This window comes from Bordetella sp. MIP270_01_BMS, assembly GCF_054958705.1.
In genome coordinates this window covers 2986744-2999379 of the sequence record NZ_CM143297.1, presented here as the reverse complement: position 1 = coordinate 2999379, position 12636 = coordinate 2986744, and the positions used below count along the sequence as shown (strand labels likewise).

Genomic DNA, 12636 nt, shown 5'->3' with positions numbered 1-12636 from the left:
CGGCCCCCCACCTCAGTGGGGCGCGGTACGCCATTCAGAACCGGTGCCGAAATGCCCGCAGCACCTGAACGAACGATCCTTCAGGCGACAACGCCGTACGCACCCGGTTCTAGAGTTCGCCGTAGGAATGCAGCCCCGACAGGAACATATTGACGCCCAGGAAGGCGAACCCCGTCACCAGCAAGCCCACCAGCGCCCAGTACGCGGCCAGGTGTCCCCGCAGGCCCTTCATCAGGCGCATGTGCAGCCACGCGGCGTAATTCAGCCACACGATGAGCGCCCAGGTTTCTTTCGGATCCCACTGCCAGTAGGCGCCCCATGCGTCGGCCGCCCACAGCGCGCCCAGAATGGTGGCCACGGTAAAGAAGGCGAAGCCGATGGCAATGGCGCGGTACATGATGTCGTCCAGCACCTCGAGCGGGGGCAACGCCTGGGCAATGCGCCGGCGGGCCAGCAATATGCCGCCCACGATCAGTACTCCCAGGCCGAAATAGATGATCCAGGTGGCCGACACGCCTTCGGTACGAAACACGATGGGCTCAACGCACAGCAGGACCCCCAGGATGAACAGGGGCGCCAGTTTCAACCACGACGTCGTCGAACCATGCTGCTTGACCAGATAGGCAAAGCCCACCATGGCAGCCAGCGAAAAGGTGCCGTAGCCGATGAAGTTGGCCGGCACGTGCAGCTTCATCCACCAGCTTTTCAACGCCGGCACCAGCGGCTGGATCTGGCCAGCATCACGGGTGAAGGCATACCACAGCAGGAAGACGGTGGCCGATGAGATCACCAGCAGCACGAAGCCACCCAAGGCCCGGGTGGCGTACTTGCGCTCGTAGTACAGGTAGAACAGCGCAGTGATCAGCGAGAACAGCACGAACACTTCGTACAGGTTGCTGACCGGGATATGCCCCAGGTCGGGCCCCATCAGGTGCCCTTCGCGCCAGCGCACCAGCATGCCGGTCGTGCCGGAGAACACCGCGCCCCAGGTCAGGGCCGTGCCCAGCCAGGCCGAAGTCGGGCTCACGATGCCGATCCAGTAGCAGAGGGTGGCCAGGATGAAGAGCGCGCTCATCCACAAAATGGCCGACTGTGACGAAAACAGGTACTTCAGGAAGAACACCTGTTCGGCCTGCGCCAGATCGTTTCCGTAGAGCACCAATGCCAGGCCCGTGGCCAGGGCGCTGGCGATCATCAGCCGGCGCAGCGGACGCCACAGCCAGCCCAGCCAGGTCAGCAGGAAGACCGTACCGCACAGTATGATTTTCTCGTAGTAATCCATCGCGCTGCTGTAGCGCGTCAGGGCGTAGCCCGCCCCCGCCGCCAACAGCAGAAAGAAAACGATGTCTGACCAATCGGGCCGGCCGCGCAGCGCGCGCCCGTCACCCGTCGCGGACAAGGGGGCCTGCCACAAGGAGTCGGACGAAGGGGAAGTAGTGCTCACTGACATGAAAACCCTCAGGGCCGGTTCCGGCGCAATAAAGCCTGCTTGAAACGGTCGAATTCGTGATTGAAGTCCAGTGTACGCTTCTGCGAAGTCATGGCAGCCTGGACGTCGCTACCCGCACCCTCGGCAGCGGGCTTGATCCACACCCACACGCGTCTGTCGCGGATATAGAACATCGAGAACACGCCCAGCACCAGCAGCAGGCAGCCGATATAGACCGCATTCTTGCCGGGCGTGCGGCTGACCTGGAAGACGCTGGCCTGAACATGCTCGAAGTTGCTCAGACCCAGGAATACCGGGGCCGGATACACATGCAGGTCGGACAGCGCGGCAACCGCCAGGCGCGACCATTGCGCGGCCTGCTCGGCCTCGGGGCCTTCGCTGGGCAGGGGCGGCAGTCCGGCCCGCTCGCGCGCCACGTCGCGCAATTCCGCCATCGAGACCCCGATCAGGCGTATGACGACGTCGGCCGCACGTTCCAGGTCCGCGGCCGCCGTGTTGGCCTGCAGGAACGTGGCAATGGCCTGCAGCCCGCCCTGGGAGAACGTATCCAGCGCCCGTTCGGCCGCCGTCTGCAAGGCCTGCTGTTCGGCCTGCGCGGAGCTGTTGCGTTCGGCGAAGCGTTGTGCCGCCAGCTTGCGCACTTCCGGATCCGCCAGCGCGGCGCGCAGGTGCATGAATTCGGTCAGTGAGCTGTCGGCGTCGGCCGGTATGCGCAGATAGCGGTAGTTCTCGGATGCATTGTTGCGGACGCCGGCCAGGAAGACCGCCGCGCCGTCGAGCTCGACGGGCAGCATGTAGTTCATGAACTCGTGGGCCTGGCCCGCCTGGTCGACCAAGCGGTATTCGACGCTCGGCCCGACGTTGCGCAGGTTTTCGTTCTTTTTGCCGGCCGCACTGCCCGACACGGCTGCGACGTGCTCGCCCAGCGTCAGGGGGTTGCCGCTGGGCGTGCCGCTGGTCAGGTCTTCAACGTTGATGGGCCGCAGCGCCGTGATGTCGACCGCCATGCTGCGCGGGCTGCCATCGGCTGCGCGCGCCGTGATTTCGGCAGGCTTGCCCACGGTGCCGTCGACCTCGAAAGGAGCGCTGCTGGCGCCCACCAGCGGATAGCCTCTCAGGCTGACGCTGCTGCCGCCATCGTCGAAGCTGGATTGGTAGACCGTCACGCCCTTGTAGCGCAAAGGCTCGTTCACTTCGATGGTGGATTCGAACGTCTCGCCCGTGTCGGGATCGGTGACCTCGACCTCACTGGCAAACCGGCTGGGCATGCCCGTGGAGTAATAGTCGATCAGGAATTTCTTCAGCTTCAGGGTGAATGGCAGAGGTTGCACCAGTGCACCGTCACCGACCATGACGACGGCCGTGGTGGCCTGGCCACCCTCGGGTATCAGCACGCTGGCCCGAAAGCTCGGGTTGGCCACCGACAGCCTGCCGCTGGCCGGCACTTGCGAGATCAGCATGTTCTCGACAATCGGCTGCTTGCCCGCCAGCAACACCTGCAGGCGCACGGCAAGCTCGCTGTCCAGCAGGCCGCCCAGGCAGATGATCACCATGGCGGCATGGGCGCAGATGTAGCCCAGCCGGTTGGCGCTGCCTTTCTTGGCCGCCAGCAGCACGCCGTCGCCGTCGTGACGCTCGCGCACGGCATAGCCTTGCCCCACCAGCAGGTTCCTGATGTCTCCCGCCGCGGCCGCGGGCGGCACGGCGTCGCGTATTTCGACGCGGTGCGGAAAGGCCCGCAGGCTGCTGGCGCGCACGTGCTCGCGAAACGAGCGGGCGTCGCGCAGCATCTTCGGCGTATTGCGGATCAGGCACAGGGTGGTGGACACCACCAGGAACCCCATGATGGCCAGAAACCACCAGCTGTTGTAGACATGCCAGATGGAGAACTTGTCGAACACCTCGAACCAGAAGGGGCCGAACTGGTCGATGTAGGTGGTGGACGAACGGTTCTGCACCAGCACCGTGCCCAGCACGCTGGCCACGCAGATGAACATCAGCAGGCTTACGGCGAACCGCATGGACCCCAGCAACTCGAACAGGTCGCTGGTCAGGCTGCGCAGGGGGCGGGAGGAAGGTGAAGTCGTGTTCATGGAAAAAGGGGGGCCGCGCTACCGGCTTCCCCCCTTATGGACAGCGCCCACCCGAAACTGGTTCCGGGCCGGCGCGAGTATGACTGCGCGGGCCGGCCGCGCTTGGATCGAGCAGGCGCTTTAGCGCAGGCCCGCTGCGTAATCGGAGACGGCCTTGATATCGGCGTCCGACATGCGATCGGCAATTTCCTGCATGACGATGTTGTTGCCGCGGTCACCGCTGCGGAACAGCTTCAGCTGTTCTTCGATGTAAGACGGGAACTGGCCCGCCAGTCGCGGATACTGCGCAGGAATGCCGCCGCCGTTGGCGCCGTGGCACGACGCGCAGGCCGGCACGTTGCGCTCGGGCAGCCCGCCGCGCCAGATCTTGCGGCCCAGCTCGACCAGGTCTTCGTGGCCGGCGGTGGCCGGCTGGGTCAGCGATTGCTGCGCCAGATACAGCGACACGTTGCGCATGTCTTCGGGCGTGAGGTTCTGCGCCATGGGCGTCATGGGGGTGGGGTTGCCGCCAGGACCATTGCGCACGGGCTTTTCCGCGCCTTCCTTGACCTGGAAGTCGGCCAGCTGCTTCACGAGGTACTCGTGCGGCTGGGCAGCCAGGTTGGGGTTCGCAGGGATGCTGCTATTGCCCGCGGGGCCGTGACAGGATGCACAGGCCACGATGGCACGCGAGGCATCGCCCTGGTCGTACAGTTGCGCACCCTTGGCCGCGTCCGGCTTGGCCGGGCCGGCTGCGCCGTCGGCGGCGAAACTGGGTGAAATTACGGACGCACCGAGCATCAGCCCGCTTGCTACCAACATCCGGGACAGCACACGCTTCATTGAAAACCTCGACGATCGGATCTCGATCAAGGCGCCAAGGCGCCCCATGCCTGCCCCATGCCATGCCGGACCGAACATACATTCGCTCTGGGCCCGTAGCACCGACGATGCAACGCCTTCAGCAGGCGGAAAAAAGCCGGTGCAATGCAGGGGGACCACTGTTGCAAACGCACGATTATACAATAGGGTTCACATCCAACCGTATCGGCCCCCTCGTGTCCCTTTTACACCGCGCGTCTTTCACCATCTCGGCAGCCCGCCTGGACCAGCTGCCCGCCCCTGGCGCGCCCGAAGTCTGCTTCGTCGGCCGTTCCAACGCGGGCAAATCGTCGGCCATCAACGTGCTGTGCAACCAGCGCCGGCTGGCGTTTTCCAGCAAGACGCCCGGCCGGACGCGGCTGATCAACATGTTCGGCCTGCCCGACCCGCTTGACCCCGATCAACAGCTGGGTTTCCTGGTCGACTTGCCGGGTTATGGCTACGCGTCAGTGGCCCACAAAGAAAAAGAGAAGTGGTCCGACATCCTCGGCGGCTACCTGCGCGACCGCGCCTCGCTGGCCGGCATCGTGCTCATCATTGACATCCGCCGCGGCGTCACCGAACTCGACCGGCGCCTGGCCGACTTCATCGCGCCCACCGGCCGGCCGGTGCTGGCCCTGCTGACCAAGGCCGACAAGCTGCCCTTCGGCCAGCGCCAGCGCACCGTGTTCGCCGTCCGCAAAGACCTCGCCGATATCGGCGCGCTGCATACCGTGCCGTTTTCGGCCACCGAACGAATCGGCCTGCCAGAGGCCGCCCAATACATCGAGAACTGGATCTCTCCCAAGGTAGTGCCATGAAACCGCACATTATTGCTCCCGCATTTCCCATTTCGCGGCCGCGCCGCCTGCGCCGCGACGACTTCACCCGCCGCCTCGTGCGCGAAAGCGCGCTGACGGTCAACGACCTGATCTATCCGGTGTTCGTGGCCGAAGGCACCGGACTGCGGCAGCCGGTGCCCTCGCTGCCGGGCGTGGTGCGCTATTCGCCCGACACGCTTCTGCAGGCCGCCGAAGAGTGCGTGGCGCTGGGCATTCCCGTCATGGCGCTATTTCCGGTCATCGACCCTGCGCTCAAGACACCCGACGGCGCCGAGGCCGCCAACCCCGATGGCCTGATCCCGCGCGTGGTGGCGTCGCTGAAGCAACGCTTTCCGCAGCTGGGCCTGCTGACCGACGTTGCGCTCGACCCCTATACCAGCCATGGGCAAGACGGCGTCATCGACGACGAAGGCTACGTCCAGAACGAGCCCACGGTGCAGATCCTGATCCGCCAGGCCCTGGTGCAGGCAGCGGCCGGCGTAGACATCGTGGCGCCAAGCGACATGATGGACGGCCGCATCGGCGCCATACGGCAGGCGCTCGAAGCCGATCAGCACATCCACACCCGCATCATGGCCTATTCGGCCAAGTACGCCAGCGCGTTCTACGGGCCGTTCCGCGACGCCGTCGGCTCGGCCTCCAATCTGGGCAAGTCGAACAAAATGGCCTACCAGATGGATCCGGGCAACCTCGACGAAGCCCTGCGTGAAGTTGCGGCCGACCTTCAGGAAGGCGCCGACATGGTGATGGTCAAGCCCGGCATGCCGTATCTCGACGTGTTGCGCCGTGTGAAGGACACCTTCCGAGTTCCGACCTTCGCCTATCAGGTCAGCGGCGAATTCGCCATGATCAAGGCGGCAGCCGCCAACGGCTGGCTCGACCACGACAAGGTCATGATGGAAGCCCTGCTGGCCTTCAAACGTGCCGGCGCCGACGGCATCCTGACGTACTTCGCAGTCGACGCGGCCAAGCTGCTCAAACAGCAATAGGCTCTGGGCAGCGCCAGCAAGACGCTAGCGCGCCAACACGCGCTCAAGGACTGCCGCAAACCGCGGCGCATCCTGGAAGCCTATGACCCGCGCGTCGGCGATGGGCGCGCCGCCCGGCTCGAAGAACAATATGCCGGGCGGGCCGAACAGGCGGAAACGCTTCAACAATGCGCGGTCGTCGGCGTTGTTCTGAGTGACGTCGGCCTGCACCAGCAACAGTTGCGCCATGCGGCTGGCCACGGTCGGATCCGAAAACGTAAAACGCTCCATCTCGCGGCACGACACACACCAGTCGGCATAAAAGTCGAGCATCACCGGCTTGGTACTTTGTGCCAGCAGCGCGTCCAGTTCGGCATTGCTGCGGACCCGTACGAACTCGACAGGCCCCGCATTCGCCTCCCCCGCCGCGCCACCCGCGCGCTGCGCCAGGTGCGAAAGCGGCTGCAGCACATCGCGGCCGCCACTGGCCGCACCCGCCAGCCAAGCCACTCCGGCCAGTGCCAGCAACAGCCCCAGCCCCTTGGCGAACATGCGTGGCGCGCCGGCCGCTGGCGGCAGCGCATCGAACGCGCGCAGCATGACTGCCGCGACAATCGCCAGAAAGGCCCAGCCCACCATCTGCAACCAGGTCGGCAGAAGCGGAATCAGCATCCACCATGCAGTGGCCAGCAACAGCATGCCGAACAGGCGCTTGACGCCGTCCATCCAGGCCCCGGCCCTGGGCAGCAGCGCACCCGACGATGCGCCCACCACCAGCAGGGGCACTCCCATGCCCCAGGCCATGGCGAACAAGGCAGCCCCACCCAGCACGACGTCGCCCGTCTGCGATATGTAGAGCAGGGCGCCCGCCAGCGGTGCGGCCACGCAGGGACCGAGTATCAATGCCGATACGGCGCCCATTGCCAGGGCGCCGGTCGCGCGGCCCCCCGGAATTCGCGCGGCGCGGGCCGACAGCCAGCCCTGTACCGATCCCGGCATCTGGAAATCAAACGCACCGAAGGTGGCCAGGGCCAGCACCGCCAGCACACCCGCGAATGCGGCCAATACCCATGGCGTCTGTAACCACGCCGCGAGCCCGGCGCCGCTCAGGCCGGCCGCCACGCCCAGCAGCGTGTACACCACCGACATGCCCAACACATAGGCGGCCGCTAGGCCCAGGCCACGCCAACGCCCTGGATGGGCCTGCCCTTGCCCGCCGACCAGGATGGACGACAGGATGGGAATCATGGGCAATACGCAGGGAGTGAACGCCAGCAGCAGTCCCAGCACCAGGAACACGCCCGCGGTTTGCAACCAACCCAGATTGCCCATGGCATCGGCCAGGCCCAGGTCACCCGCCAGCAGCAGCGCGCCCAGGCCCTTGCCAGGCTCGGCGCCACTGGCCCCTACAGGGGAGGCAGCGGCCGTCAATGCGCCCATACCGGCCTCGGCGGGTGCCACGCCTGCTACGGCGTAGCCACCCGGCACAGGTGTCAGCCGGACGTTGTGGTCGGCCGGCGGATAGCACAGGCCCGCATCGGCGCAACCCTGGCTGGTGACGGTCAGGACGAAAGGCTGTTGCCCGCTGACCGGCACGGCGATCGCCACTTGCCGGTGATAGACCTCCATATCTTTCTCAAAGGTCGGGTCGTACTTCACCTCGCCTTGCGGAAAGACCGCGACGCCCAGCACAGCCGCATCCGGCGGGGTCGCCGCGACGGCAAAGCGTTCGCGGTACATGTAATAGCCGGACGCAATGCGATAACGCAACTCGAGCCTGTCCGGCGCGGTCATGGCGGCGCTGAAGACGAAGGCCTGTTCGGGCGGCAGGAAGTCGGTCTCGTCCAGGGCGGATGCCGGGCGGCTGGCCAGCATGGCCCACATCGCCAGCATGGCCAGCAGGCCAAGCACGCCACCTCGCCATGTACGGCGCGCACGAACCAAAAACGGATGCATCAGATTCTCTTTATGTTTGCGGCCGGCATAGCCAGCACCACCTTGCACGGACGTCAGCCCGGTCGAGCCTCAATGCGAAGACTGGCCATTGGCCTGCTCGCGTACCCAGTTCAGGTACGGCGCGTTACCGCCCAAGACCGGCACGACAATGATCTCGGGCACGTCGTAGGGATGCAGCCTGGCGATGGCGTCGATAAGCGCCTGCTGCCGGCCCACCGTGGTCTTGATCCACATGGGGATCTCTTCCGCCCCTTCGATTTCGCCTTCCCAGCGATAGATGGACAAAATCGGAGCGCCAAGGTTCACGCAGGCCGCCAGCCCGTCTTCGACCAGCACATGGGCGATGCGCTTGGCCAGCAACAGATCTGGCGCGTTGCTGATTACCAGCACGATATCGTCGTCGCGCGACATGAGAGCTCCTGTAAATGGCCGGCAATACCCGCGATAAGGTATTTTATCGGCACTGCGCATCGCGCCTACATTGCCCGGAGGCGAGCCGCCATGTCGGACGACTGCCTGTTCTGCCGTATTGCCCGGCAACAGATTCCTGCCCACGTCGTGCACCAGGACGACGAGATCCTGGCCTTCCTGGATATCCAACCGGTAAGGCCGGGCCATGTGCTGATCATACCCAGGCAACACTACTCTTACTTCGAGGACCTGCCCGCGCCCCTGGCCGGCCGTATCCTGGAATTGGGACAGCGGCTGGCGCGCGCCATGAAGCAACACTACAAGGTCGAGCGCGTCGGCTTCGTGTTCACCGGCATCCATGTCGCGCATGCCCACGCGCACCTCATACCGATGCACCAGAAGCACGACGTCACATCCACGCAGTACATCGCCCAGCAAGACCTGGATTTCATCATGCCGCCGCAGTGCCCGGCCGAGCAGTTGGAGGAAACCGCGGCGCAATTGCGGCGCGCGCTGTGCCAAGCATAGAATCCGTAGCGCCGGCGCCGCGCCGCATCGATCGCGCTTGCGAGTCCGGACCGCACGGCTGGGCACAAAAAACAAGGGCGGACCCGAAGGCCCGCCCTTGCGCTTATTCAACGGCCGGATTTATTCGGCAGCGTTGTCGGCCTCGGTTTCCTCGACTTCAGGACGGTCAACGAGTTCCATGTAGGCCATGGGAGCGTTGTCGCCTTGACGGAATCCCATCTTCAGCACGCGGGTGTAGCCGCCGTTACGGGCCGCGTAGCGCGGGCCGATCTCGGCAAACAGCTTGACCACGGCAGCGCGATCGCGCAGACGGGCAAATGCCAGACGCTTGTTCGCCAGAGTGGGTTCTTTGCCCAGGGTAATCAGGGGTTCAACGACGCGGCGCAGTTCTTTCGCCTTGGGCAGCGTGGTCTTGATCGCTTCGTGAGTGATCAACGAAACGGCCATGTTGCGAAACATGGCGAGACGGTGGCTGCTGGTGCGGTTGAGCTTACGCAAACCATTACCGTGACGCATGATAAGTTCCTTATGAATCTAAAGACGGTGCAAGCACCGCCAGGTTATCCGGATCTTCTATCGGCCTGTTGCCAAGCCGCGGTCCAGTGGAAAAGAGTGGCTGTGACGATCTGAATTCAGAGTGTTTTGGTTTCGGCCGGCCCTTCCGGGCCTTAACTTCGCTACGCGAAGTGAGCCTTCACCTAAACTGGCCTCAGAGCCAGGCTACGCCTGCCTCCCGATGATTCGGGCTTGCCCTAATCATCCTCCTTAGGGTCTTTCCAGACCCAGAGGAGGCCAGTTTTCCAGCTTCATGCCCAACGTCAGGCCGCGTGCAGCCAGGACTTCCTTGATCTCGTTGAGCGACTTGCGACCCAGGTTCGGGGTCTTGAGCAATTCGTTCTCGGTACGCTGGATCAGGTCGCCGATGTAGTAGATGTTCTCGGCCTTCAGGCAGTTGGCCGAACGGACGGTGAGTTCCAGATCGTCGACCGGACGCAGCAGCACCGGATCGATCTGCGGGGTGCCACGCACCGGCGCTTCGTACGAATCGCCAGCGCCTTCCAGCGCGGCAAACACCGAGATCTGGTCCATCAGAATGCGCGCCGACTGGCGAACCGCTTCTTCGGGCGAGATCACGCCGTTGGTTTCGATGTCCAGCACCAGCTTGTCCAGGTCGGTGCGCTGCTCGACGCGAGCGCTCTCGACGGCATAGCTGACGCGACGCACGGGGCTGAACGAAGCGTCCAGCACGATGCGGCCGATGGTATGGGTGCGGTCTTCCGACAGCGCACGCACGTTACCCGGCACATAGCCGCGGCCCTTCTCGACCTTGATCTGCATTTCCACCTTGCCGGCGTCGGTCAGGTTGCAGATGACGTGGTCGGGGTTGATGATCTCGACGTCGTGCGGCAGTTCGATATCGCTCGCCACGACGGTACCGGCGCCATTCTTGCGCAGCACCAGGGTCACTTCGTCGCGGTTGTGCAGCTTGAAGACCACGCCCTTCAGGTTCAGCAGGATGTCGACGACATCTTCGCGCACGCCGGGAATGGTCGAATATTCGTGCACCACGCCAGTCATCTGGACTTCGGTGGGCGCATAGCCCGTCATGGACGACAGCAGAATGCGGCGCAGGGCGTTGCCCAGCGTATGGCCGTAGCCGCGTTCGAACGGCTCCATCACGATCTTGGCGTGGTGGGTGCCGACCGGTTCGACTTCAATGGAACGCGGCTTCAGAAAACCTTGAGTGGACATGTACAGTATTCCTTTTCAATACCCTCGGCTCGTTACACCGATAAGGCTGATGGAAACGAGAAAAACAGAACGGCGAACAGCCGCTTGCTACTGACCGCAAAGCCCGCTCCGCGAGACTGGCGGAAGCGGGCTGTTGCAGAGCCTGCATCAGATAGGCGGCGAATGGTGCACGGCCACCGGGGCCGTGCCTGCACCGATTAACGCGAGTACAGTTCGACGACCATCGATTCGTTGATGTCGCGAGCGACGTCAGCGCGGTCGGGCATGGCCTTGAAGGTACCGGCCATCTTGTTGGCGTCGACTTCCACCCACTGCGGAAGGCCGATGCTGGAGGCCAGATCGAGCGCTTCGCGGATACGGCCCTGCTTCTTGGCCTTTTCGCGCACGGTGATCACGTCGCCGGCCTTGATCATCATCGAGGCGATGTCGGCGGTGTGGCCGTTGACTTCGATGGCGCGGTGGCTCACCAGCTGGCGAGCTTCGGCGCGCGTCGAGCCAAAGCCCATGCGATACACCACGTTGTCCAGGCGCGATTCCAACAGCTGGATCAGCGTTTCGCCCGTGTTGCCACGGCGGCGCTCGGCTTCAGCGAAGTACTTGCGGAATTGCTTTTCCAGCACGCCGTACATGCGCTTGAGCTTTTGCTTTTCGCGCAGCTGCAGGCCATAGTCGGAGGTGCGGGCACCCGAAGTGCGGCCATGCTGGCCGGGCTTGGAATCCAGCTTGCACTTGGAATCCAGCGAGCGACGGGCGCTCTTCAGGAACAGGTCAGTACCCTCGCGGCGCGAGAGCTTGCATTTGGGTCCAGTATAACGAGCCATGTGGATTCCCTTTAGATACGACGACGCTTCGGCGGACGGCAGCCGTTATGCGGCACGGGCGTGATATCGGCGATGCTCGAGATCTTGATGCCCAGGGCGTTCAGAGCACGCACGGACGATTCGCGGCCGGGGCCGGGGCCCTTGATGCGCACTTCGAGCGTCTTGATACCGTATTCCAGCGCGACACGGCCGGCGGTTTCGGCGGCCACCTGCGCGGCGAACGGCGTGGATTTGCGCGAGCCCTTGAAGCCTGCGCCACCCGACGTCGCCCACGACAGGGCATTGCCCTGACGGTCGGTGATGGTGATGATGGTGTTGTTGAACGACGCGTGAACGTGCGCAATGCCGTCCGAGACGTTCTTCTTGACCTTTTTGCGCACGCGCGAAGCGCCGCTGGTGGAAGCTTTCGCCATAATCCTGTTCCTCGATTATTTCTTCAGGGACGCAGCAGCACGACGCGGTCCCTTGCGGGTGCGGGCGTTGGTGCGAGTGCGCTGGCCGCGCACGGGCAAACCGCGCTTGTGACGCATGCCACGATAGGTGCCCAGGTCGATCAAGCGCTTGATCGACAGTTGCACTTCGCGGCGCAGGTCACCTTCGACCGTGAACACGCCCACGTGTTCGCGGATGCGTTCCAATTCAGCGTCGGTCAGGTCCTTGACCTTTTTGGAAAGGGGTACATTTGCTGCTTCGCAGATCTTGCGAGCGCGCGTACGACCGATGCCAAAAATGGCGGTCAGGCCGATCTCGGCGTGCTGTTGCGGCGGAATGTTAATGCCAGCAATACGGGCCATGACTGTTCCTTGAATATATCCGTTGCGTGTCGCTAACCGGGGTTAGCCTTGACGCTGCTTGTGACGCGGGTCGGTGCAGATGACACGCACCACGCCGTGACGTTTGATAACTTTGCAGTTGCGGCAGATCCGCTTAACCGATGCCATTACTTTCATGGTTGACTCCTAATTTTCCGTAATC

At 64.0% G+C, this 12636-nt stretch carries 14 protein-coding genes; 3 read left to right on the top strand and 11 right to left on the bottom strand.

The features are described 5' to 3' along the window. Positions 1 to 109 precede the first annotated feature (109 nt). The 3 genes from ccsB to ACV17W_RS14050 form a co-directional block, all read right to left on the bottom strand. Positions 110 to 1450, bottom strand: a complete 1341-nt coding sequence (gene ccsB, locus ACV17W_RS14060; protein WP_462592946.1) for a c-type cytochrome biogenesis protein CcsB — start codon at positions 1448 to 1450, stop codon at positions 110 to 112. Between the two features lie 8 nt (positions 1451 to 1458). Then, positions 1459 to 3543 carry a cytochrome c biogenesis protein ResB gene (locus tag ACV17W_RS14055; RefSeq protein WP_462592945.1) on the bottom strand — a complete coding sequence of 695 codons (2085 nt, stop codon included), beginning with the start codon at positions 3541 to 3543 and terminating at the stop codon, positions 1459 to 1461. A 120-nt stretch (positions 3544 to 3663) separates the two neighbouring features. After that, positions 3664 to 4365 (bottom strand): c-type cytochrome, encoded by a 702-nt coding sequence (locus tag ACV17W_RS14050; protein ID WP_462592944.1) that lies wholly within the window; start codon positions 4363 to 4365, stop codon positions 3664 to 3666. A gap of 215 nt (positions 4366 to 4580) precedes the next feature. On the opposite strand from ACV17W_RS14050, the gene yihA reads away from it, so the two are divergent. Both yihA and hemB read left to right on the top strand, forming a co-directional pair. Next, entirely contained in the window at positions 4581 to 5204 is a 624-nt protein-coding gene (yihA, locus tag ACV17W_RS14045; RefSeq protein WP_462592943.1) for a ribosome biogenesis GTP-binding protein YihA/YsxC, read from the top strand. Then, positions 5201 to 6214: a porphobilinogen synthase gene (gene hemB, locus ACV17W_RS14040; protein WP_462592942.1), complete on the top strand. Its 1014-nt coding sequence runs from the start codon at positions 5201 to 5203 to the stop codon at positions 6212 to 6214. The genes yihA and hemB overlap by 4 nt, the downstream gene beginning before the upstream one ends. 24 nt (positions 6215 to 6238) lie before the next feature. On the opposite strand, the gene dsbD is transcribed toward hemB, so the two are convergent. Further along, the gene (dsbD, locus tag ACV17W_RS14035; protein WP_462592941.1) at positions 6239 to 8149 is read right to left on the bottom strand and encodes a protein-disulfide reductase DsbD; all 1911 of its coding nucleotides are present in this window, start codon (positions 8147 to 8149) and stop codon (positions 6239 to 6241) included. A 69-nt stretch (positions 8150 to 8218) separates the two neighbouring features. After that, positions 8219 to 8560 (bottom strand): divalent-cation tolerance protein CutA, encoded by a 342-nt coding sequence (cutA, locus tag ACV17W_RS14030; protein ID WP_462592940.1) that lies wholly within the window; start codon positions 8558 to 8560, stop codon positions 8219 to 8221. 90 nt (positions 8561 to 8650) lie between these two features. Between cutA and ACV17W_RS14025 the strand changes: the two genes are divergently transcribed. Then, on the top strand, positions 8651 to 9088 hold the full coding sequence (locus tag ACV17W_RS14025) for an HIT family protein (RefSeq protein ID WP_462592939.1): 438 nt from the start codon (positions 8651 to 8653) through the stop codon (positions 9086 to 9088). Positions 9089 to 9208: 120 nt separating this feature from the next. On the opposite strand, the gene rplQ is transcribed toward ACV17W_RS14025, so the two are convergent. The 6 genes from rplQ to rpmJ all read right to left on the bottom strand — a co-directional run bounded on the left by rplQ (position 9209) and on the right by rpmJ (position 12611). Beyond that, positions 9209 to 9604, bottom strand: coding sequence for a 50S ribosomal protein L17 (gene rplQ / locus ACV17W_RS14020; protein WP_012251745.1), 396 nt, complete (start codon positions 9602 to 9604; stop codon positions 9209 to 9211). Positions 9605 to 9853: 249 nt separating this feature from the next. Beyond that, positions 9854 to 10840 carry a DNA-directed RNA polymerase subunit alpha gene (locus ACV17W_RS14015; RefSeq protein ID WP_462592938.1) on the bottom strand — a complete coding sequence of 329 codons (987 nt, stop codon included), beginning with the start codon at positions 10838 to 10840 and terminating at the stop codon, positions 9854 to 9856. A 197-nt stretch (positions 10841 to 11037) separates the two neighbouring features. After that, positions 11038 to 11661: a 30S ribosomal protein S4 gene (gene rpsD / locus ACV17W_RS14010; protein ID WP_462592937.1), complete on the bottom strand. Its 624-nt coding sequence runs from the start codon at positions 11659 to 11661 to the stop codon at positions 11038 to 11040. 11 nt (positions 11662 to 11672) lie between these two features. Then, the gene (gene rpsK, locus ACV17W_RS14005) at positions 11673 to 12074 is read right to left on the bottom strand and encodes a 30S ribosomal protein S11 (RefSeq protein ID WP_006216516.1); all 402 of its coding nucleotides are present in this window, start codon (positions 12072 to 12074) and stop codon (positions 11673 to 11675) included. Positions 12075 to 12089: 15 nt separating this feature from the next. Beyond that, on the bottom strand, positions 12090 to 12455 hold the full coding sequence (rpsM, locus tag ACV17W_RS14000) for a 30S ribosomal protein S13 (RefSeq protein WP_012251748.1): 366 nt from the start codon (positions 12453 to 12455) through the stop codon (positions 12090 to 12092). Positions 12456 to 12497: 42 nt separating this feature from the next. Further along, positions 12498 to 12611, bottom strand: a complete 114-nt coding sequence (gene rpmJ, locus ACV17W_RS13995) for a 50S ribosomal protein L36 (RefSeq protein WP_003806928.1) — start codon at positions 12609 to 12611, stop codon at positions 12498 to 12500. Positions 12612 to 12636 lie beyond the last annotated feature (25 nt).

Coding starts and splice junctions, on each gene's coding strand:
- ccsB (WP_462592946.1), bottom strand. CDS start 1,450: ATGTCAGTGAGCACTACTTCCCCTTCGTCCGACTCCTTGTGGCAGGCC.
- ACV17W_RS14055 (WP_462592945.1), bottom strand. CDS start 3,543: ATGAACACGACTTCACCTTCCTCCCGCCCCCTGCGCAGCCTGACCAGC.
- ACV17W_RS14050 (WP_462592944.1), bottom strand. CDS start 4,365: ATGAAGCGTGTGCTGTCCCGGATGTTGGTAGCAAGCGGGCTGATGCTC.
- hemB (WP_462592942.1), top strand. CDS start 5,201: ATGAAACCGCACATTATTGCTCCCGCATTTCCCATTTCGCGGCCGCGC.
- dsbD (WP_462592941.1), bottom strand. CDS start 8,149: ATGCATCCGTTTTTGGTTCGTGCGCGCCGTACATGGCGAGGTGGCGTG.
- cutA (WP_462592940.1), bottom strand. CDS start 8,560: ATGTCGCGCGACGACGATATCGTGCTGGTAATCAGCAACGCGCCAGAT.
- ACV17W_RS14025 (WP_462592939.1), top strand. CDS start 8,651: ATGTCGGACGACTGCCTGTTCTGCCGTATTGCCCGGCAACAGATTCCT.
- rplQ (WP_012251745.1), bottom strand. CDS start 9,604: ATGCGTCACGGTAATGGTTTGCGTAAGCTCAACCGCACCAGCAGCCAC.
- ACV17W_RS14015 (WP_462592938.1), bottom strand. CDS start 10,840: ATGTCCACTCAAGGTTTTCTGAAGCCGCGTTCCATTGAAGTCGAACCG.
- rpsD (WP_462592937.1), bottom strand. CDS start 11,661: ATGGCTCGTTATACTGGACCCAAATGCAAGCTCTCGCGCCGCGAGGGT.
- rpsK (WP_006216516.1), bottom strand. CDS start 12,074: ATGGCGAAAGCTTCCACCAGCGGCGCTTCGCGCGTGCGCAAAAAGGTC.
- rpsM (WP_012251748.1), bottom strand. CDS start 12,455: ATGGCCCGTATTGCTGGCATTAACATTCCGCCGCAACAGCACGCCGAG.
- rpmJ (WP_003806928.1), bottom strand. CDS start 12,611: ATGAAAGTAATGGCATCGGTTAAGCGGATCTGCCGCAACTGCAAAGTT.